The 20,297-nt window shown below is 70.2% G+C and carries 23 protein-coding genes; 13 read left to right on the forward strand and 10 right to left on the reverse strand.

Annotated elements, in window-relative coordinates; translation table 11 throughout:
• Nucleotides 1-52: 52 nt before the first annotated feature.
• The 3 genes from VFB40_RS03330 to VFB40_RS03340 form a co-directional block, all read right to left on the reverse strand.
• Nucleotides 53-1,087, reverse strand: coding sequence for a COX15/CtaA family protein (locus VFB40_RS03330; RefSeq protein ID WP_324847766.1), 1,035 nt, complete (start codon nt 1,085-1,087; stop codon nt 53-55).
• Nucleotides 1,088-1,093: 6 nt separating this feature from the next.
• Complete coding sequence (locus tag VFB40_RS03335) at nt 1,094-1,810, reverse strand: ABC transporter permease (RefSeq protein WP_349261325.1); 717 nt, start codon at nt 1,808-1,810, stop codon at nt 1,094-1,096.
• A gap of 143 nt (nt 1,811-1,953) precedes the next feature.
• Nucleotides 1,954-2,901 (reverse strand): ABC transporter ATP-binding protein, encoded by a 948-nt coding sequence (locus VFB40_RS03340; RefSeq protein ID WP_324847768.1) that lies wholly within the window; start codon nt 2,899-2,901, stop codon nt 1,954-1,956.
• Nucleotides 2,902-3,094: 193 nt separating this feature from the next.
• Here VFB40_RS03340 and VFB40_RS03345 point away from each other — a divergent pair, with 193 nt between their 5' ends.
• The 9 genes from VFB40_RS03345 to VFB40_RS03385 all read left to right on the forward strand — a co-directional run bounded on the left by VFB40_RS03345 (nt 3,095) and on the right by VFB40_RS03385 (nt 10,286).
• A complete protein-coding gene (locus tag VFB40_RS03345) occupies nt 3,095-3,850 on the forward strand; it encodes a helix-turn-helix transcriptional regulator (RefSeq protein WP_349261326.1) in 756 nt (251 codons plus the stop codon).
• Complete coding sequence (gene sufB / locus VFB40_RS03350) at nt 3,847-5,256, forward strand: Fe-S cluster assembly protein SufB (protein WP_324847770.1); 1,410 nt, start codon at nt 3,847-3,849, stop codon at nt 5,254-5,256. The genes VFB40_RS03345 and sufB overlap by 4 nt, the downstream gene beginning before the upstream one ends.
• Nucleotides 5,257-5,318: 62 nt before the next feature.
• Nucleotides 5,319-6,587, forward strand: coding sequence for a Fe-S cluster assembly protein SufD (gene sufD / locus VFB40_RS03355; protein ID WP_324847771.1), 1,269 nt, complete (start codon nt 5,319-5,321; stop codon nt 6,585-6,587).
• Nucleotides 6,584-6,916 carry a non-heme iron oxygenase ferredoxin subunit gene (locus tag VFB40_RS03360; RefSeq protein WP_324847772.1) on the forward strand — a complete coding sequence of 111 codons (333 nt, stop codon included), beginning with the start codon at nt 6,584-6,586 and terminating at the stop codon, nt 6,914-6,916. Before sufD ends, VFB40_RS03360 begins: the two co-directional genes overlap by 4 nt.
• A gap of 6 nt (nt 6,917-6,922) precedes the next feature.
• Nucleotides 6,923-7,687, forward strand: coding sequence for a Fe-S cluster assembly ATPase SufC (gene sufC / locus VFB40_RS03365; RefSeq protein WP_324847773.1), 765 nt, complete (start codon nt 6,923-6,925; stop codon nt 7,685-7,687).
• Entirely contained in the window at nt 7,684-8,940 is a 1,257-nt protein-coding gene (locus VFB40_RS03370) for a cysteine desulfurase (RefSeq protein WP_324847774.1), read from the forward strand. The genes sufC and VFB40_RS03370 overlap by 4 nt, the downstream gene beginning before the upstream one ends.
• Before the next feature lie 6 nt (nt 8,941-8,946).
• The gene (sufU, locus tag VFB40_RS03375) at nt 8,947-9,423 is read left to right on the forward strand and encodes a Fe-S cluster assembly sulfur transfer protein SufU (protein WP_324847775.1); all 477 of its coding nucleotides are present in this window, start codon (nt 8,947-8,949) and stop codon (nt 9,421-9,423) included.
• Nucleotides 9,416-9,733, forward strand: coding sequence for a metal-sulfur cluster assembly factor (locus VFB40_RS03380; RefSeq protein WP_324847776.1), 318 nt, complete (start codon nt 9,416-9,418; stop codon nt 9,731-9,733). Before sufU ends, VFB40_RS03380 begins: the two co-directional genes overlap by 8 nt.
• A 94-nt stretch (nt 9,734-9,827) precedes the next feature.
• On the forward strand, nt 9,828-10,286 hold the full coding sequence (locus tag VFB40_RS03385) for a VOC family protein (protein WP_324847777.1): 459 nt from the start codon (nt 9,828-9,830) through the stop codon (nt 10,284-10,286).
• Nucleotides 10,287-10,300: 14 nt separating this feature from the next.
• Here VFB40_RS03385 and VFB40_RS03390 read toward each other — a convergent pair whose 3' ends face one another.
• Nucleotides 10,301-11,047, reverse strand: a complete 747-nt coding sequence (locus VFB40_RS03390) for an SDR family oxidoreductase (RefSeq protein WP_324847778.1) — start codon at nt 11,045-11,047, stop codon at nt 10,301-10,303.
• Nucleotides 11,048-11,139: 92 nt separating this feature from the next.
• Between VFB40_RS03390 and VFB40_RS03395 the strand changes: the two genes are divergently transcribed.
• The 3 genes from VFB40_RS03395 to VFB40_RS03405 are packed head-to-tail and all read left to right on the forward strand — an operon-like array spanning nt 11,140 to nt 13,764.
• On the forward strand, nt 11,140-11,727 hold the full coding sequence (locus VFB40_RS03395; protein WP_324847779.1) for a TetR/AcrR family transcriptional regulator: 588 nt from the start codon (nt 11,140-11,142) through the stop codon (nt 11,725-11,727).
• Nucleotides 11,724-12,566, forward strand: coding sequence for a diaminopimelate epimerase (gene dapF, locus VFB40_RS03400; protein ID WP_324847780.1), 843 nt, complete (start codon nt 11,724-11,726; stop codon nt 12,564-12,566). The genes VFB40_RS03395 and dapF overlap by 4 nt, the downstream gene beginning before the upstream one ends.
• A 43-nt stretch (nt 12,567-12,609) precedes the next feature.
• Nucleotides 12,610-13,764, forward strand: a complete 1,155-nt coding sequence (locus VFB40_RS03405) for a serine hydrolase domain-containing protein (protein ID WP_324847781.1) — start codon at nt 12,610-12,612, stop codon at nt 13,762-13,764.
• Nucleotides 13,765-13,812: 48 nt separating this feature from the next.
• Here VFB40_RS03405 and VFB40_RS03410 read toward each other — a convergent pair whose 3' ends face one another.
• The 5 genes from VFB40_RS03410 to ftrA form a co-directional block, all read right to left on the reverse strand.
• Nucleotides 13,813-14,784 carry a S1C family serine protease gene (locus VFB40_RS03410; protein ID WP_324847782.1) on the reverse strand — a complete coding sequence of 324 codons (972 nt, stop codon included), beginning with the start codon at nt 14,782-14,784 and terminating at the stop codon, nt 13,813-13,815.
• 91 nt (nt 14,785-14,875) lie between these two features.
• The gene (locus VFB40_RS03415) at nt 14,876-15,637 is read right to left on the reverse strand and encodes an MOSC domain-containing protein (protein ID WP_324847783.1); all 762 of its coding nucleotides are present in this window, start codon (nt 15,635-15,637) and stop codon (nt 14,876-14,878) included.
• Between the two features lie 9 nt (nt 15,638-15,646).
• Nucleotides 15,647-16,495 (reverse strand): MBL fold metallo-hydrolase, encoded by an 849-nt coding sequence (locus tag VFB40_RS03420; RefSeq protein ID WP_324847784.1) that lies wholly within the window; start codon nt 16,493-16,495, stop codon nt 15,647-15,649.
• A 49-nt stretch (nt 16,496-16,544) separates the two neighbouring features.
• Nucleotides 16,545-17,684 (reverse strand): hypothetical protein, encoded by a 1,140-nt coding sequence (locus tag VFB40_RS03425; RefSeq protein ID WP_324847785.1) that lies wholly within the window; start codon nt 17,682-17,684, stop codon nt 16,545-16,547.
• Between the two features lie 181 nt (nt 17,685-17,865).
• On the reverse strand, nt 17,866-18,885 hold the full coding sequence (ftrA, locus tag VFB40_RS03430) for a transcriptional regulator FtrA (protein WP_324847786.1): 1,020 nt from the start codon (nt 18,883-18,885) through the stop codon (nt 17,866-17,868).
• 102 nt (nt 18,886-18,987) lie between these two features.
• Between ftrA and VFB40_RS03435 the strand changes: the two genes are divergently transcribed.
• Nucleotides 18,988-19,515 (forward strand): rhodanese-like domain-containing protein, encoded by a 528-nt coding sequence (locus tag VFB40_RS03435; RefSeq protein WP_324847787.1) that lies wholly within the window; start codon nt 18,988-18,990, stop codon nt 19,513-19,515.
• Between the two features lie 22 nt (nt 19,516-19,537).
• Here the strand turns inward: VFB40_RS03435 and VFB40_RS03440 are convergent.
• Nucleotides 19,538-20,297: PP2C family protein-serine/threonine phosphatase (locus tag VFB40_RS03440; RefSeq protein WP_324847788.1), on the reverse strand; the 760-nt coding region annotated here is incomplete at its 5' end.

Raw genomic sequence — 20,297 nt, forward strand, 5'->3', positions numbered from 1 at the left:
GGCTGTCCGGTTGAACGGGACGACCAAGCGCGTGTCCCGTTCAACGGGGCAGCTAGTCGGTCGCCCGTTCCGGGCGGACGCGCATCGACGTGAGGATGCGCCAGGCGGCGATCCACGTCAGGCACGCGCCGGCCATGTGGAGCAGGACCAGCCAGGCGGGCAGGCCGGTAAAGTACTGCGTGTAGCCGATCACGGCCTGCGCCATGAGGATGAGGAACAGGTCACGGGTCGCACGCAGGGTCGCTGCTGGGGCATCGGTTGCCTTGAGCGCGAACCAGAGCGCGATGGTGAGTCCGACCACGATGAACACCAGGTCGGCGTGCGCCTGGGTGATCTCGACCGGCTTGAACGGCAGGCGGCGTGCCGCGTCGAGGGCGCCGGCGTGCGGGCCCGATCCGGAGACCAGCGTGCCGACGACGACTACCGCGCCGGCCGCGCCGACGAGGGTGCGGGCCAGCCAGATCAGTTCCGTGCGCAGCAGCGGCTGTGCGGGCGCGTCGCCTTCCCGGCTGCGCACCCACAGCAGCCAGGAGATCGCGATCATGCCGATCGAGAAGCAGAAGTGGAACGCGACCCAGCCGGGCGCCAGCTGAGTGCGCACGCTGATGCCACCGATGATCGCTTGCGCGACCACGCCGAAGAACAGCGCCCAGGACAGCTTTGTGAGGGCGGGACGGCGGGGGCGCTGCCGCATCGTGGCGATGATGGCGGCGGCGACGGCGGCGGTGACCGCGTAGGTCAGCAGTCGGTTCGAGAACTCGATGACGCCGTGGTAGCCGAGCGAGGGGACCGGGACGAGTGAGCCGGCGGTGCATTCGGGCCAGGTCGGGCAGCCGAGGCCGGAGTTGGTCAGACGTACGGCGCCGCCGGTGATCACGATCAGGGTGTTGGCGATCAGGGCGCTGAGGCAGGCGAGTTGGACGATGCGGGCCGGGGGGCGGCGCAGGAGGACGTCGAGGCGGCCGGGTAGGTGATGGCGGTTGGCCGTGGGGTGGGGTGTCTCGCTGAGCGGGACACTGGAGTGGGCGGGGGCTGGGGAGACGGCTGTCGTCGTGTCGGTGGCGTTGGGCGCCGTCGTGTCAGTCATCGGCGGCTACTCCCACTTGAAGGTCTTGGCGGCCGCGGCGATCGCGACCACGGTCCACGCGGCCAGGATCCCGACGGGACCCCAGGGCAGCGCCGAGCCGTGCTGCAACACGTCCCGCAGTCCGTTGGTCAGCGCGCCGATCGGCAGGAACTGAAGCGCGGACTGCGCGCCGTGCCCGAACTTGTCCAGCGGTACGACGACGCCGCCGATCGCGAGCAGGACGAGGAAGACGAAGTTGGCGACGGCGAGGGTGGCCTCGGCGCGCAGCGAACCGGCCAGCAGGAGGGCCAGGCCGCTGAAAGTCGCGGTGCCGAGCGCGATCAGCAGGAGGACCGCGAACGGATCGCCGTGCGGATGCCAGCCCATCACCAGCGCGATGGTGACCAGCAGGACGACTTGGACGCATTCGACGGCGAGGATGGAGAGGGACTTGCCGACCATCAGCCCCCAGCGCGGCAGCGGGGTCGCGCCGAGCCGCTTGAGCACGCCGTAGCGGCGCTCGAAACCGGTGGCGATCGCCTGGCTGGCGAACGCGGTGGAGAGGACGGCGGCGCCGAGGATGCCGGGTGCGAAGTAGTCGATGCGGCTGGTGCCGGTCACGATTCCGAGGGGTTCCGCGGAGAACGCGATCAGCATCAGCGCCGGAATGACGATGGCGAGCAGCACCTGCTCGGCGTTGCGCAGCAGCATCCTGGTTTCCAGGCGGGCCTGCGCGAGGATCATCCGCGTCGGGGTGGCCGGGCGGGGGTCCGGACGGAACGCACCGGTCTGACGCAGGCCGGTGGCGACGGCGGTGAGCGCTGCGGCACCGGCCGAGGTGGCGGGAGTGGGCGCGTCGGATGCGGACATGGAGTCGGCGGGCGCGGTCACCGCAGCCCCCTTCCGGTCAGGTCGAGGAACACGTCTTCCAGGCTGCGCTGCTCGATCGCCAGGTTGCGCGGCATGATGCCGAGGCCCGCGCACCACGCGGTCGTCGCGGCGAGCGTGTCCGGCGTCACTTCGCCCTCGACACGGTAGCTGCCGGGAGTCGGTTCGGTGGCCTTGCAGTCGGGGGCGACGGCGATCAGAAGGTCCGTCAGGTCCAGGCCGGAAGGGGCTTCGAAGCGGATCGAGTCCTGCGTGGCGATGGAGCTGGCGAGTTGCTGCGGAGAGTCGTAGGCGATGACCCGGCCGGCGTCGACGATCGCGACCTTGTCGGCGAGCCGCTCGGCCTCGTCGAGCAGGTGTGTGGTCAACACCACAGTCACGCCGTCGTTGCGCAACTGCTCGATCAGCTCCCAGGTGGCGTGCCGGGCCTGCACGTCGAGTCCGGCGGTCGGCTCGTCGAGAAACACCAGCTCAGGGCGGCCGACGACGGCGAGCGCGAGGGACAGGCGCTGCTGCTGGCCGCCGGACAGGCGACGGAAGGGGGTCTTGCCGCAGGAATCGAGGCCGAGGCGTTCGGCCAGCGCGTCCACGTTCAGCGGGTTCGCGTAGAGGGAGGCGACGTGCTGCAGCATCTCCATCGCGCGAATTGCCTGGTAGATGCCACCGGATTGGAGCATGACGCCGATGCGCGGGCGCAGTTTGGCAGCGTCGGCGATCGGGTCGAGGCCGAGCACGCGCACCGTGCCGCCGTCCGGCCTGCGGTAGCCCTCGCAGCACTCGATCGTGGAGGTCTTGCCCGCCCCGTTGGGCCCGAGGACCGCGGTGAGCGAGCCGCGCTCGACGCGCAGATCCAGGCCCTGGACTGCGGTCTTTTCGCCGTACCGCTTGACCAGACCGGTGATCTCGACGGCGCAGGGCTGAGCGCTTGACGGTTGCGCTGCGTGCATGCAGCGAGTCTACGGTCCGTTTCCCGGCGTCGATTCACGCGGGTGCCGGTTGTTACGACGGCCGGTAGAAGATCGCTATAAGTTAGGCGAACCTTAGTTGTAGTGGCGGAAGTAATAAGACCACAATGGTGTTGTGGAAATCGTGGGAGTGAGTGAAGAGCGGTCGCAGGCGGAGCCCTCCGCCTGTTCTGACCTGCCCGCGCTCGCCCCCGACTCCGGAGTGGAGGACCGGTTCGGCACCCGTAACCGGGTCGCCCGGCTGATCCTGGCCAACGGTCCGAGCACCGCCGCCGACCTGGCGGTCCGGCTGGGCCTGACCCCTGCCGGGGTGCGCCGGCACTTGGACGCGCTGCTGGCCGAAGGGCTGGTCGAGGCTCGCGAGCAGCGGGTCTATGGACAGCGCGGGCGCGGGCGGCCGGCGAAGGTGTTCGCGCTGACCGGCACCGGGCGTTCCGTTTTCCACCACACCTACGACGACATGGCGATCGACGCGCTGCGGTTCATCGCGGAGAACGGCGGCGAGAGCGCGGTCGACGCGTTCGCGCGGCGCCGGTTCAGCGGGCTGGCCGAGCGTTACCGGGAGCTGCTGGCCGGGGCCAAGCCGGCCGAGCGGCCGAAGCTGCTGGCGGAGGCGCTGACCGCGGACGGTTACGCGGCGTCGACCCGGACCACCGCCTCGGTGCCGGTCCCGGGTAAGCCGGTGATCGAAGGCGCGCAGGTCTGCCAGCACCACTGTCCGGTCCAGCACGTGGCCGAGGAATTCCCTCAACTGTGCGAGGCCGAGACCCAGGTCTTCGCCGAACTGCTGGGTACGCACGTGCAGCGGCTCGCGACGATCGCGCACGGCGACGGGGTGTGCACCACGTTCATCCCCGGCCTGCCCGCGAAGAACCAGACTTCACCCACGCAAGTAACACCTTCCGAACAGTCCGAAGGAGCCTCAGCATGACGACTACGCATCCCGAGCTCGAGGGCCTGGGCAGGTATGAGTTCGGCTGGGCCGACCCGGACCTCGCGGGAGCGACGGCGAAGCGCGGCCTGAACGAGGCCGTCGTCCGGGAGATCTCCGCGCTCAAGAACGAGCCGGAGTGGATGCTCAACCTGCGGCTCAAGGGCCTGCGCCTGTTCGAGCGCAAGCCCATGCCCAACTGGGGCGCGGACCTGTCCGGCATCGACTTCGACAACATCAAGTACTTCGTGCGCTCCACCGAGCGGCAGGCCGCGTCCTGGGACGACCTGCCCGCCGACATCAAGAACACCTACGACAAGCTCGGCATCCCGGAGGCGGAGAAGAACCGCCTGATCGCGGGCGTCGCGGCGCAGTACGAGTCGGAGGTCGTCTACCACCAGATCCGCGAGGACCTGGAGCGGCAGGGCGTGCTCTTCCTGGACACCGACACCGCGCTCAGGGAGCAGCCGGAGCTGTTCCGCGAGTACTTCGGCACCGTGATCCCGGTCGGCGACAACAAGTTCGCCTCGCTGAACACGGCGGTGTGGTCCGGCGGCTCCTTCATCTACGTGCCGCCGGGCGTGCACGTGGACATCCCGCTGCAGGCCTACTTCCGGATCAACACCGAGAACATGGGCCAGTTCGAGCGGACCCTGATCATCGCGGACGAGGGCTCGTACGTGCACTACGTCGAGGGCTGCACCGCGCCGATCTACTCCTCGGACTCGCTGCACTCCGCGGTGGTCGAGATCGTGGTGAAGAAGAACGCGCGGGTGCGGTACACGACGATCCAGAACTGGTCGAACAACGTGTACAACCTGGTCACCAAGCGCGCCGCGGCGCACGAGGGCGCGACCATGGAGTGGATCGACGGCAACCTCGGCTCCAAGGTCACCATGAAGTACCCGGCGGTCTGGCTGCTCGGCGAGCACGCCAAGGGCGAGACCCTCTCCATCGCGTTCGCCGGCGAGGGCCAGCACCAGGACGCGGGCTCGAAGATGGTGCACGCCGCGCCGCACACCTCCTCGACGATCATCTCCAAGTCGGTGGCCCGTGGCGGCGGCCGCACCTCGTACCGCGGCCTGGTGCAGATCCAGGACGGCGCGCACCACTCGAAGTCGAACGTGAAGTGCGACGCGCTGCTGGTCGACACGATCAGCCGCTCGGACACGTACCCGTACGTGGACGTGCGCGAGGACGACGTGCAGATGGGCCACGAGGCCACGGTCTCGAAGGTCTCCGAGGACCAGCTGTTCTACCTGATGAGCCGCGGCCTGACCGAGGACGAGGCGATGGCGATGATCGTGCGCGGCTTCGTCGAGCCGATCGCCCGCGAGCTGCCGATGGAGTACGCGCTCGAACTCAACCGGCTGATCGAGATGCAGATGGAAGGCGCGGTCGGCTGAGCCGGGGCGAGCGGCGGCGCGGGTGAGTGGCAGAGCTTCGAGGCGAGGACGAAAGACGACGGATGGCTGAGACGAATAGCGGTGGCGCGGTCAATCGCGGCGCGACCACCGCGGCGGCGGTGACTGTGGCCGCTCCCGGCGCGGGCGTGCCGCTGGCCGGGCCGGGCACCGGCAAGACCCACTCCGAGGTGCTGGCCTCGCGCGGCGAGCGGTTCACCTCCTTCGACCCGGGCGCCTTCCCGGCGATCACCGGGCGCGAGGAGGACTGGCGGTTCACACCGCTGGCGCGGCTGCGCGGCCTGCACGACGGCAGTGCGGCAGCGGCGAGCGGTGTGGACAAGGTCGAGTTGACGCTGCCCGAGGGCGCGAGCGCGGAGCAGGTCGGCAAGGACGACCCGCGGGTGAGCAAGGCCGGTGCGCCGGTGGACATCGCGGCCGCGTACGCGTACCAGGGCGCGGATGAAGTCACCGTGGTGACCATCGCCAAGGAGGCTGTGCTCAGCGAGCCGCTGCGCGTCGACATCCATGCCGAGGGCGGTGCGGCGTTCGCGCACATCGTCTTCGACGTCAAGCCGTTCGCCGAGGCCGTCATCGTGCTGAACCACGCCGGTACCGGAGTGCGTTCGGCGAACGTCGACGTGCTGATCGGCGACAGCGCGAAGGTCACCTTCGTCTCCGTGCAGGACTGGGAGCGCGACGCGGTGCACCTGGCGCAGCAGAACGCGCTGCTCGGCCGGGACGCCAGCTTCAAGTCCGTGAACGTCACCTTCGGCGGCGACCTGGTGCGGCTCGTCCCGCAGGTGCGATTCACCGCTCCGGGCGGCGACGCGGAACTGCTCGGCGTGTACTTCGCCGACGACGGCCAGCACCTCGAGCAGCGTCTCTTCGTGGACCACTCGGTGCCCAACTGCCGCTCACACGTGACCTACAAGGGCGCGTTGCAGGGCGCTGACGCGCACACCGTCTGGATCGGCGACGTGCTGATCCGCGCGGCCGCCGAGGGCACCGACACCTACGAGCTGAACCGCAACCTGGTGCTCACCGACGGCGCACGTGCCGACTCGGTGCCGAACCTGGAGATCGAGACCGGCGAGATCGTCGGCGCCGGGCACGCCTCCGCGACCGGCCGCTTCGACGACGAGCAGCTGTTCTACCTCCAGGCCCGCGGCATCCCCGAGGACGAGGCGCGCCGCCTCGTGGTGCGCGGCTTCTTCGCGGACGTCATCGCGCAGATCGGCGTCCCCGATGTCGAGCAGCGGCTGATGGAACAGGTCGAGGCGGAACTCGCCCGGACGGTCGGCTTCGCAGAGGCCACGGAGGCGGTCGCATGAGCCGCGAGCCGGTCTGGCACCCGATCGGCGCCCTGTCCGACTTCGAGGAGGACAAGCCCGAGGCCGTGGACGTCGACGGCACCCCGGTCGCCGTCGTGCGCACCGCCGAGGGCAAAGTGCACGCCATACACGACGTCTGCTCGCACGCGAACGTCGCGCTGTCCGAGGGAGAGGTCGTGGACGGCGAGATCGAGTGCTGGCTGCACGGCTCGACCTTCTCGCTGGCCACCGGCAAGCCGACCTGCCTGCCCGCCGTTGAGCCGGTCCCCGTCTACCCCGTCAAGATCGAAGGCGATGACGTGTACGTCGCCGTCAATGTGGAGCTTTGATAACCGATGGCCACTCTGGAAATCCGCGACCTGCACGTCTCCGTCGACGCCGAAGGCACTCCGAAGGAAATCCTGCGGGGTGTCGACCTGACGGTGAAGCAGGGCGAGACCCACGCGATCATGGGCCCGAACGGCTCCGGCAAGTCCACCCTCGCCTACTCGATCGCCGGACACCCCAAGTACCAGATCACCTCCGGGCAGGTGCTGCTCGACGGCGAGGACGTGCTGTCCATGACCGTGGACGAGCGCGCCCGCGCCGGGATCTTCCTCGCGATGCAGTACCCCGTCGAGGTGCCGGGTGTGTCCGTCTCCAACTTCCTGCGCACCGCGGCCACCGCGATCCGCGGCGAGGCACCGAAGCTGCGCACCTGGGTCAAGGAAGTCAACTCCGCGATGGAGCGGCTCCAGGTGGACCCGGCGTTCTCCGAGCGCTCGGTCAACGAGGGCTTCTCCGGCGGCGAGAAGAAGCGGCACGAGATCCTGCAGCTCGAACTGCTGCGCCCGAAGATCGCGCTGCTCGACGAGACCGACTCAGGCCTCGACGTCGACGCGCTGCGGATCGTGTCTGAGGGCATCAACCGGGTGCGTGAGACCGGCGAGGTCGGCACCCTGCTGATCACTCACTACACGCGGATCCTGCGCTACATCAAGCCGGACTTCGTGCACGTGTTCTCCGGCGGCCGGATCGTCGAATCCGGCGGCGCGGAACTGGCCGAGCAGCTGGAATCCGAGGGCTACGAGAAGTACACCGGCGTCAAGGAGGCGGCATGACCTTCGACGTCGAACTAGTCCGCAAGGACTTCCCGATCCTGGAGCGGCGCGTCCAGGACGACAAGCCCCTCGTGTACCTCGACTCGGCTGCCTCCTCGCAGAAGCCGCGCCAGGTCATCGACGCGATGTCCGAGTACTACGAGCACCACCACGCCAACGTGCACCGCGGCGTGCACACGCTCGCTGAGGAAGCCACCGCGCTTTATGAGGGCGCGCGGGACAAGGTCGCCCGGTTCATCAACGCGGACCGCCGTGAGGTGATCTTCACCAAGAACTCCTCCGAGGCGCTGAACCTGGTCGCCAACGTGCTCGGCTGGGCCGGCGAGACCTACGGCATCAGCCGCGGCGACCGCGTGGTTATCACGCAGATGGAGCACCACTCCAACATCGTGCCCTGGCAGATGACCGCCGCGCGCACCGGCGCCGAGCTGGCCTGGCTCGGGCTGACCGACGGCGGCCGGCTCGACCTGTCGAACCTCGACGAGGTCGTCAACGAGCGCACCAAGGTCGTCGCCGTGGTGCACGTCTCCAACATCCTCGGCACGCTCAACCCGGTCGACGCGATCGTGCGCCGCGCCCACGAGGTCGGCGCGCTGGTCGTGGTGGACGCCTCGCAGTCCGCCCCGCACCTGCCGCTGGACGTGCGCGCGCTCGGCGCCGACTTCGTCGCGTTCACCGGGCACAAGATGCTCGGCCCGACCGGCATCGGCGTGCTGTGGGGCCGCGCGGAGCTGCTGGAGGAGCTGCCCCCGTTCCTCGGCGGCGGCGAGATGGTCGAGACCGTCTCGATGGAGACGACGACCTACGCGCCGATCCCGCACAAGTACGAGGCCGGCACGCCGCCGATCGCCGAAGCGGTCGGGCTCGGTGCGGCGGTGGACTATCTGACCGCGCTCGGCATGGAGAACGTCGCCGCGTACGAGCACGAACTCCTCGCCTACGCTATCGACCGGCTCAAGCAGGTTGAGGGCCTGACGATCATCGGACCGGACACGGCCGAGGACCGCGGCGCCGCGATCTCCTTCACGCTCGAATCCCCGGCGCTCGGCGCGATCCACCCGCACGACGTCGGGCAGGTGCTCGACGAGCAGGGCATCGCTGTGCGCGTCGGACAGCACTGCGCCCGACCGGTGTGCGTGCGGTACGGCGTTCCGGCGACCACGCGGGCGTCGTTCTCCGTCTACAACACGAAGGCGGACGTTGACGCGCTCGTGGAAGGTCTGGAGTACGTCAAGCGTTTCTTCGGAGCGTGATGACAGATGCAGCTTGAGTCGATGTACCAGGAGATCATCCTGGACCACTACCGCAACCCGCACCACAAGGGGCTGCGCGACGAGTACGAGGCCGAGGTACACCACGTCAATCCGACGTGCGGCGACGAGGTGACCCTGCGGGTGCACCTGTCCGACCCCGGGCTCGGCGAGAACGCGGTCATCGAGGACGTGTCGTACGCGTCGCAGGGCTGCTCGATCTCGCAGGCCTCCGCCTCGGTGCTCAGCGACCTGGTGATCGGCAAGAAGGTCGGCGAGGCGCTGGCCGTCCACGAGGCGTTTCTCGGCCTGATGCAGTCCAAGGGCGAGGCGGAGGGTGACGAAGAGGTGCTGGAGGACGCGGTCGCGTTCGCCGGGGTCTCGAAGTTCCCCGCGCGCGTGAAGTGCGCGCTGCTGTCCTGGATGGCGCTCAAGGACGCCACCGCGCAGGCGCTGGCCACCGCAGGAGGAGAGAACCATGGCTGACCTGGCCGCGCTCGACGACGTCACGGAGAACCTCAAAGACGTCGTCGACCCCGAACTCGGGATCAACGTCGTGGACCTCGGCCTGGTCTACGGGCTGACCGTGGACGACGCGAACGTCGCGATCATCGACATGACGCTGACCTCGGCCGCCTGCCCGCTGCAGGACGTGATCGAGGACCAGATCCGCACCGCGCTTGACGGCCTGGTGGCCGACTTCCGGGTCAACTGGGTCTGGATGCCGCCGTGGGGCCCGGACAAGATCACCGACGACGGCCGCGAGCAGCTGCGGGCGCTGGGGTTCAACGTCTGAGCGCTTTAACGTCTGAGCGCCCAGGTCTGAGCTAACGCGCAGGATGATCGACGCTACCCGGCGGCTTGTCAGAGCCGCCGGGTAGCGTCGTTTCATGGTCTACGACTTCCAAATAGTGATCGACTGCGCGGATCCCGGCCGCCTCGCCGAGTTCTGGATCCAGGCGCTCGGCTACATCGAGGAGCCTCCGCCGGCCGGCTTCGACTCCTGGGAGGCGGCGCTGACCGCCTGGCAGGTCCCGGAGTCCGACTGGAACACGATGGCCGCCGCGGTGCCCCCGGACTTCAAGCCCGGCGAGGGACGCAGCCCGCGCCCGCGGCTGCTGTTCGCCAAGGTGCCCGAGCCCAAGAGCGGCAAGAACCGGCTGCATCTGGACATCCGCGCGGGCGGGGATCGGTCCACGCCGCCTGACGAGCGCTGGGAGAAGGCGAAGGCTCGCGCCGCGGAGCTGGAGAAGCTGGGCGCGACCAGGGTGCGGGAGATGGACGAGGGCGTGCAGGGCCGCTGGATCGTGATGCAGGATCCTGAGGGCAACGAGTTCTGCGTGACCTGAGCCGCGCGGCTCGCCTACGCGGCCTGCGGCTTGAGGCGCGCGCCGCCGTCCACCGGGATGACCGTCCCGGTCATGAAGCCGTTGCGCACCAGCAGCGCGATCACGTCGGCGATCTCCTCCGGCTGAGCCACCCGGCCGACCGGGATCGAGCCGACCAGCCCGGAGAAGGCGGCGCCGCGCTGCTCGGCCGGCACGACCCGGTCCCACCAGGCGGTGTCCACCACGCCCGGCGACACCGCGTTCACCCGGATCGGCGCCAGCTCCAGCGCCAGGGTCGGCACCAGGGTCTCGACCGCGCCGTTGACCGCGGCCAGCCCGGCCGTGCCCGGCATCGCGCACTGCGCCGACGCGGCCGAGACCAGCGTGATCGAACCCTGCTTCGACAGCGTGGGCAGCGCCGCCTGGATGGCGTGCGCGGTGGCGGTGAACTTCGTCTCGAACGCGGTGGCCAGCGCGGTGAGGTCCAGTTCGGGCAGCTGGCCGACGTTGCCGGTGCCGGGTGCCGTGACCACGAGGTGATCGACCGGCCCGATCGCATCGAACAGCGCGTCCAGCTCGCCGCGCTCGGTCAGGTCGGCGGTACGGCCCTGGACGGCGTCCGGATGCGCGGCGTGCTCGGCGAGTTCGCCGAGCGCCCGCTTGAGCCGGTCCGCGTCGCGGCCGACCACGGTCACGGCGTGGCCCTCTGCTGCCAGGAGACGTGCGGTGGCCAGGCCGATTCCGGCCGTGCCGCCGATGATGACGATGTGCTGCTCGGGCATTGCGTCGTCCTCTTCGCTGAAAATTCCGAGGCTCTGTGTCTCGTATCTCTTCGAGGCTATTACGAGGCATCGTGTCCTGTAAAGTTGCCCGGGTGACCGGCAATCTCGGCAGGCCGCGCAGCGAGGACTCCCGCCGCGCGATCCTCGACGCCACCCTGCGGCTGACCATGCGCGACGGATATCAGGCGCTGACGATCAAGGCCGTCGCGCAGGAGGCCGGCGTCGGCCGGCAGACCATCTACCGCTGGTGGACCACCAAGGCCGCGCTGGTGCTGGAGACGATCCACGAGCTGGCCGAGCGGGCGGCCCGGCCAGAGCCGACCGGCGACGCCGAGCACGACCTGCGGGCGCTGCTGCGGGCCTCGTTCCGCCTGGCCCCCGCGGTCGGTTCGGCGATCAGCGGCATGATGGCCGAGGCGCAGCACGACCCGGAGTTCGCCGAGGTGCTCCAGCAGGGCCTGCTCGCGCCGCGGCGGGCGATCGTGCGCGAGATCCTGGCCGCCGGGCAGCGTGCGGGGCAGCTCGGCCGCGAGGTGAGCCTGGACCTGGCGGTGGACCTGGTGTGGGGCACGATGTGGTACCGCACCCTTTCCGGTCACGCCCCGGTCGACGAGCGCCTGGCCGAGGAACTCTCCGATGCCGTCTTCCGGCTGCTCGGACGGCCTAGGATGGGGAGATGATCCGCTACGCCAAAGGGCACGGCACGGAGAACGACTTCGTGATCCTGCCGGACCCGGACGGAGCGCTGACGCTGGAGCCCGCCTGGGTGGCGGCGCTTTGCGATCGGCGCGCGGGGCTCGGCGCGGACGGCGTGCTGCGGGTCGTGGCGACCGCGAAGATGCCCGGCTACGAGGACGACGCCGCGGCGGCGCCCTGGTTCATGGACTACCGCAACGGCGACGGATCGATCGCCGAGATGTGCGGCAACGGCGTGCGGGTCTTCGCGCGGTACCTGGTCGATCAGGGCCTTGCCGAGTCCGGGAGCTTCGGTGTGGCGACGCGCGGCGGGATCAAGACCGTGCACGTGCCTTCCGGTGGCGGCGACATCACTGTCGACATGGGCGTTCCGACCTGGCCGCAGGAGACTGCGCGGATCACCTGGGATGGCCGGCAGGCCGAGTCCGTGCACGTAGACATGGGCAATCCGCACGCGGTGGTCTTCGTCGACGACGTATCGGAGGCGGGCGAGCTTTTCCACGCGCCGGCCTGGCAGCCGGCCGCGGTTTACCCGAACGGCGTGAACGTAGAGTTCGTCGCCGCGGTCGGCCCCCAGCACATCGCAATGCGCGTATACGAGCGCGGCGTCGGCGAAACCCGCTCGTGCGGCACGGGAGCGTGCGCGGCGATGATCGCGGCAGCGCGCCGCGACGCAGCGGCGCCGGGTACGGCGTACACGGTTGACGTGCCCGGCGGCCGGTTGAGCATCGTCGAACACGAAGACGGTCGCGTGGAGATGACCGGCCCCGCGGTCCTGATCGCGGACGGTGAACTTCGCGCCGATGTCGGAGCGCGCGGCTAGGCTCGTGCCGACGGGATAAGCGCGGGAGCGGGAGTCGGGCGACATGACGAAACTGCGGGAACTACTCGAGACCAAGGTCGAGCGCGGCACGCTGCCGGGCGCCGTCGCGCTGGTGGCCCGGGGCGGCGCGGTCGAGGTGGAGGCCGCCGGGTTCGTCGACCTCGAGCGCAGCGCCCCGATGACCCGGGAGACGATCTTCCGGCTCGCCTCGGTCTCCAAGCCGGTCACCGCGGCCGGCGTGATGCTGCTGGTCGACGACGGCCAGATCGCGCTCGACGATCCGATCGACCGCTGGCTGCCCGAACTCGCCGAGCCCAGGGTCGCGCGCACCCCGGACGGCCCGCTGGACGACACGGTCCCGGCAGACCGGCCGATCACCGTCTTCGACCTGCTCACCTTCCGCTCCGGCTGGGGCTTCACCGCGGACTGGACGTCCCCGGTGAACCAGGCGATCTTCCGGGAGATGGTGCGCGACGGCATGATCCCGCAGGACTACGCCCCGCCGGAGGAGTACCTCGCCCAGCTGGCCCGCATCCCGCTGCTGAACCAGCCTGGCGAGGGCTGGCAGTACAACATCGGCTCGGAGCTGCAATCCGTGCTGATCGCCCGGGTGTCCGGCACGCCGCTGCCCGAGTTCCTGACCGAGCGGCTGTTCGAGCCGCTCGGCATGGCGGACACCGGTTTCGCCGTCCCGGCCGCCAAGCGCGACCGTTTCACGACGCTCTACCGCACGGACCCGGCGACCGGCGATCTGTCCCTCGCCGACCGGCCTGACGGGAAGTGGAACACGGTCCCGGTGTTCCCGTCCGGGGCGGGTGGCATGGTCTCGACCGCGGACGACTGGTACGCCTTCGGCCGCATGTTGCTCAACGGGGGCGCCGCGAACGGCCGGCAGCTGTTGTCGGCCGAGTCCGTCCGGCTGATGACCACGGACCACCTCACCGAACAGCAGCGCGCCGCGAGCGAGCTGTTCCTGGAGGGCCAGGGCTGGGGCTTCGGCGGTTCGGTGGACGTGACGGACCGGGACCCGTGGAATGTGCCCGGCCGCTACGGCTGGGTCGGCGGATCCGGCACGGCCGCGCACATCATCCCCGCCGCCGGCGCCGTCACCATCCTGCTGACTCAGGCTTCGATGACGGGACCGACCCCGCCCGCGGTCATGCGCGAGTTCTGGACGTACGCCGCCGAAGGCGAATGAGCGCCCGGCCCGGGTTGCTCAGACTGGGGTTGCTCAGACTGGGGTTGCTCAGACCCCGGTCAGCTCGCTGAGCGAAGCCACCACGTCGACCAGCGCGCCGTTGCGGATCAGGGTCACGCCGAGCCGGCTGCCCGCGCGCAGGCTGAGCATGAGCTTCTGCAGATCCTGCGCCGTGTGCACCTTCGCGCTGTTCGCCGAGATGACCACGTCACCGATGCGGATCCCGGCCCGCGCGGCAGGAGAGCCGGGCACCACCTCGACCACGCGCAGCCCGGTCTCCTGACCGAGCCGCTCGGCCAGCACCGGCGGCAGCGAGATCGTCGCGCTGCCCAGGCCCAGCCAGGCGCGGCGCACCCGGCCGTTCGTCATCAGCTCGCTGAGTATGTGCTGCGTCGTGGCGTTCATCGGCACCGCCAGCCCGAGCCCGATGCCGGCTACGGCCGTGTTGATCCCGACGACCCGCGCGGACGCGTCGGCGAGCGCGCCGCCGGAGTTGCCGGGGTTGAGCGCCGCGTCCGTCTGAATCACATCGTCGATCACACGCATGCCGACCGGCGTCGTCGCGGGAATCGAGCGGCCCAGCGCGCTGACGATCCCGGCGGTCACCGAACCGGCCAGCCCGAGCGGGTTGCCCACGGCCACCACCAGCTGCCCGACCCGCAGCCGGTCCGCGTCCCCGAGCTCGGCAGCCGCGGCGGGACGCAGCCCGGTGCTGAGCACCGCCAGATCGGAGAGCCGGTCCCGGCCGACCACCTCGAAAACCTGCTCCTGCCCGTCGAAGGTGAACACCGCGCCGCCATTGACGCCCTCGACCACATGCGCGCTCGTCACCAGGAAACCGTCACGCGTGAACGCCACCGCCGAGCCCGAGCCCTCGCCCCGCCCCGACCTCACGACGACGCTGAGCACCGAGGGGCGCAGCGTGTCGGCGACGGTCACCACCGTCCTCGAATAGGCGTCGAGCGCGTCAGCGCCGCCGTCTTGCTCGCCGCTCTCGCGGGCGAAGGGATTGCGGGCCATCTGTGGACCTCCGGGCGAAACAGTCAGCTGCGACGGTTAACGCCCGAACCGCCGCGCTTTGCTCCCGATCGCGCCCGCGATGCGTTCGCTGTCAGCAGACGGCGACCGGGTCGCCCGCGCGCACCGTGCCCGTCCGGGTAGCCGCCCCGGCCACGGCGAGCCGCAGCGGCTGGTCCTCGCGCTGCCCGAGCATCTTGAGCATGCCGAGCGCGGGCGGAAGATCGGCCTGCTCCATGGTCGTCATCACGCACCGCTCGAGTACGTGTGTGAACGCGAGCTCGACCGCGTCGTCGCCGGAGCCGATGTGCACCGTGCGCCCGACCCAGGCCTCCTCTTCGAACGGCTCGCGCGTGCGCACCACCAGATTCGGCCGGAACCGCCGCGCGTCCGTCGCGATGCCCGGCATCTGCTCCTCGACCCAGCGCAGCGTCGCGGTGCCGATGAGGCTGACCGGTGTCTCGTCGAAGTGGTAGACCTCGGCCTCCCGCGCCACGGACAGGGTCGCGATCCCGGTCTGCTGCTGGAAGAACCGGTCCGCCGAGCCGTCGGAGACCGGGTACTCGCAGCCGTCGGCATCGACGACCAGCGGCGCCTCGACGTCCTCGGGTGAGGCCGCGGGTTCGACCGGGTACCGCGCGGAGAGGCTGAGCAGGGTCGGGCCCGGGAAGCGCCGGAACCGGGTGGAGTTCTTGCCGGAGCCCAGCTTTCCGTCAGCCGAGTCCCGCACCGCCCACAGCCGGTCTCCGCGCAGGCCTCGCGCGTCCACCGCGACCGCCGGGACCAGCTCGCCACGCAGCGACTTGACCGGATAGCGCCAGATCTGCGCTATGACGTTCTCACTCGAGGTCTCCACGCGGGCAGCCTATGCCAGCGCGAAGTATCCACGCTCGACGGCGGACCCGAGCGCTTTCGCCTCGATCGCCCACGCGCCCTGCTGCGCGGCCGACTCCACCGGAACCCCGGCCGCGTGCAGCCGCCGGATCTCCTGCGCCACTGAGGCGATCGCGTCGCGCTGCTCCCGCACGAAGGCCGCGTCCACGACGGCGCCATGCCCGGGGACCACCAGCGTGCCCGGGCCGATCAAGGCCATCGCCAGGTCCAGGGTGTCCGCCCACTCCAGCGGGAAACTGTCCGGCCCGAAGGCCGGCGGACCGGACTGCTCGACCAGGTCCCCGGCGATCACGACCCGCGCCGAGCCGGCGTCGATCAGGATCCACAAGTCGCCGTCGGTGTGCCCTCGACCCAAGAACCGCAGCTCCAGCGTCCGGTCGCCGAGATCGATCGAGGCCCGGTCATGCACCAGCTCGGTAGGCGCGCGCAGTTCCAGCTCCGCCATCCGTTCCGCCCACTGCGGCCCCTCCGCCGCGAGCCTGGCGACCCAGTCCCGCACCTCGGGATCCCGCGGGTCGAGCCGCGCCGGAACCGAGGCGTGGCCCCAGATCCGCGCGGAGGGCGTCAGCCGGGGCGCGACGAACTCGGCGTTGCCCCAGCAGTGGTCGAAATGCGCGTGCGTGTTGACCACCCATCGCACCGGCGCGCTGGTCAGCCGCCCCAGCTGCGCCTTGATCTCGCGCGCCTCCGCCAGCGAGCAGCGCGTGTCGACGACCGCGACGCCGTCGGAGCCGAGCACTGCGGTCACCGTCACATCGCAGGGCTCGAACCTTTTGCGGAACACTCCTTCGGCGATCTCGTCCCAGTCGCGCTCAGCCATGGGTCCGATCCTCGCACGCCGGGGTAGCGGCGGCGCGGGTCGGAGCCGGCTAGCCGGTGATCGTGCCGTAGCCGTCGTTGCCGAGGCCGGTCTGCGTCTGGCTGGACCACAGGTGACCGCTGGTGCCCGCCGACGAGACGTCCGCGGCGACGAGCGAGTCGACCTGGTCGCGCGGCAGGTCGCCGGCGTTTGCCAGGTCCCAGGAGTACGCGCTCGGGGCGCTCTGCGTTGCGATCGGGGCCGTGGTCGGCGCCCACGGCGAGCCGAGCGCCGTGGCCCCGCCGCCGAGGCCGAGCGCCGATCCGCCGAGCGAGCCGTTCTTGTCCGAGTCCAGCAGGTTCCCGCTGTTGTAAACCTTCTGATTGGTCATCTGGTAGTAGGCGTCCGAGGGGTTGCTGGTCTCCGGGCCGGCGATGAAGTAGTCGTCCACCACGTCGTGGGTGAACACGCCGCCGGAGTTCCCGGCCGTGTAGCCGCCCTGGTAGCCGTAGACGACGTTGTCGATGAACTGGGTGTCCGCCTTCGCCAGCGGGTTGCGGTTGTGGCTGTTGGCGAAAACGTCGTGGTACCAGGTGAACGGGCCGGTCTCGGTGTGCGCGCCGAAGCGCTGGCCGATCGGGTCGGCGATGATCGAGTCCTGGATCGTGATGTCCTTGGCGCCGACCGCGTCGACGTCGTCCCAGGATCCGAACTCCACCGAGACGTGGTCGAAGATCATGTCGCCGGCGCTGGACAGGCTCAGCGCGGACTTGCCGGTGTCCGGGTCCAGCGTGCCCTGGCGGAATCGCACGTAGCGCACGATGTCGTTGCTGGAGTTGGCGAACGAGACCTCGCGGCCCATGAAGCCGATGCCCTGGCCGGGCGCGGTGTTCCCCTCGATGGTCAGGTTGCTCTTGACCGAGACGGCGGAGGAGAGCGTGACGTAGCCGCCGACGTCGAACACGATGATGCGCCCCGACGCGCTGACCGCGTCGCGGAACGAGCCGGGTCCGGAGTCGTTCAGGTTCGTCACGTGGTAGGTCGAACCGCCGGAGCCTCCGGTGGCCCCGGCGCCGAACCCCACTGCGCCCGAGAAGGCGAGGTGCGGCGTGACGGCGGCTGAGGACGTGGTCGCCGCGAGCGTTCCCCCTCCCGCGGCCAATGCCGCCGCGACGCTGAACAATCCCGCCCTGCGGGTGATGCTCGCCACCGATCCTCACGCTCCCGTCACTACGCCGTGGCTAAACACGTGCCCTGAATCGCGGGCTGGACCGTAGCTTCGAAACGTTGCATCGACAACGGCGGGCAATCGGTTGCCGCGCCGAGATTCGGGCCGCTGCCTGCGCCGTTGCCGACTCGCGCGCACATCGCGCGGCGGAAACTTTCGGTGGTCAGCCTGCCTCGGCTGCCCGTCGGAAGGTACGGCGGTACGCCGAGGGCGAGGTGCCGACTCCGCGCGCGAAGTGGTGCCGGAAGGTTGCGGCGTCGGCGAAACCCACGGCCGCACCGACCTGCTCGACCGGGGCGTCGGTGCCCTCCAGCAGCGGGCGTGCGGCGGCGATGCGCTGAGAGACGAGCCAGCGCAGGGGAGTGGTGCCGGTCGCGCGGGCGAAGTGCCTGAGATAGCTGCGCGTCGACATGCGTGCGACGCCGGCCAGGTCCGCGATCGCGATGGGCTCGGCGAGATGCGCGAGCGCCCACTCAAGCGACCGGGCCACCGCGTCGTCCTCGCCGATCGGCCGGACCGCGGCCTCGATGAACTGCGCCTGACCGCCCTCGCGGTGCGGCGGGAGCACGAGCCGGCGCGCGACCGAGTTCGCGATCGTCGAACCGTGGTCCAGGCGCACCAGGTGCAGGCAGAGATCGAGGCCTGCCGCGCTGCCCGCGCTCGTCAGGACTCTGCCGTTGTCCACGTACAGCACGTCGGGGTTGACCCGCACCTGCGGGAAGCGCTCGGCGAGCAGGCTCGCGTAACGCCAGTGCGTGGTCGCCGCACGGTCGTCGAGCAGCCCCGCCGCCGCCAAGGCGAACACCCCGGAGCAGATCGAAACGACGCGTGCGCCGCGCTCATACGCCGAACGCAGAGCTCTGACGAGCCCGGCGGAGACCTCGCCGCGCACGTCCGCGACGGCCGGGACGATCACCGTGTCCGCGGCGACGAACTCGTCCATGCCGCAGTCGGTCGCGAGCGTGAACCCGCCGACCGCACGCAGCGGCGCCGCCGATTCGGCGCACACCTTCAGCTCGTACCACGGGACCTCCAACTCGGGCCGGGCCAGGCCGAAGACCTCAACCACGCAGCCGAGTTCGAACGGCGACATGCCGTCGAACGCGTACACGGCCACCGTGTGGCGCTCGGCCCGCGCCTTTTGCCTCAGTCGCGGCGCTTCGATCTCGGTCGGCAACGGCATGGCGCGATCTTAGCGGTAGTTGGCGATCGCGCCACTGGGCCGGAGCCGCAGCGGCCGGAAGGATGGACGCGACGACGAGTTAACGGATGAATGGGTGTGACGATGACCGGCACCGAAATTACGGGCACCGAGCTTACGAGCACCGAGCTTGCCAGCGCTGTGCTTTCTGTTCCGGCGGCGGCGAACGACGCGGCGCTCGCGCACTTCGCGGCGCGGCTCGCGTTCGAGACCGACGTCTCGGATGTGCACGCCGATCTGGCGGGCGGGCTGCTCGGCCGAGCCTTCGTGCTCGTCGACTCGCGTTCCCGCGAGGCCTGGGACCAGGGCCACATCCCGGGCGCCGTGCATCTGCCGACGCGGGAGATCGCGCCGCGCGCCGCCGACGGGTCGATCAGTGAGCTGATTCCGGCTGGCGCGCAGTGCGTGACCTACTGCTGGGGACCCGGCTGCAACGGTGCGACGCGGGCCGCCCTGGAACTGGCCCGGCTCGGCATCCCGGTCAAGGAAATGATCGGCGGGTTCGAATACTGGGTCCGCGAGGGCTTCGCGTACGAGACCCGCTGGGGACTTCGCGAACCCGCGACCGATCCGCTCACCGCGCCGGCCGACCGCGCGGCCTGTGGGTGCTGAGCAGGGGCGGTCGGCCGATCGGTCAGTACAGTTCGGCGAGCAGGACGGCCACGTCGTCCTTCCAGAGCCCGCGGGGGCGGTTCGCGTCCAGCAGCAGATCGATGAGGATTTCGAGCTCTACATCGCCGGTGTCCTTCAGGCACGCGATCGTGCGCTTGAGGCCCTCGTCGAGGTCGTTATCTATGCTCTCCAGCAATCCGTCGGTGCACAGCACCAGCCTGGTGCCCGGCTTGTACGGCATCTGCCATACCGGATAGGGGCCGACCGCGGGGACGCCGAGCGGGACACCCACGTCGGTGTTCGGGACGTACGGGGCGAGCCCCGGCGGGACCACGATCGGCGGTATGTGGCCGGCCCGGCTCGCGGTGATCGTGCGCGTCTCCGGGTCCACCCGGGCCACCAGGCAGGTCGCGAAGATCGGGTATTCGACCTCTTCGTTGATCTCGACCACGAAGTCGTGCGCGCGCCGCAGGATCTCGTCGACCGGGTGCTTTTCCGCGGCGTACGTGCGCACGGTCGTGCGCAGCCGGTACATCATGCCGGCCGCGTGCACGTTGTGGCCTTCGACGTCCCCGATGATCAGCACGGTCGAGCCGTCGTCCAGCGGCACGGAGTCGTACCAGTCGCCGCCGACCTGGATGCCCGTCGTCGCGGCCTCGTAGCGCCACGCGCCGCGCACGCCCGGACCGAACTTCAGCGTGTGCGGGAGCATGCCCTCCTGCAGCGCGAGGGCGAAGGAGTGCTCCGTGTCGTGCAGGATCGCTCGGTAGACGGCCTGGCCG

Origin of the sequence: Actinocrinis sp., assembly GCF_035650855.1 — a bacterium.
Lineage (GTDB): Bacteria > Actinomycetota > Actinomycetes > Streptomycetales > Catenulisporaceae > Actinocrinis.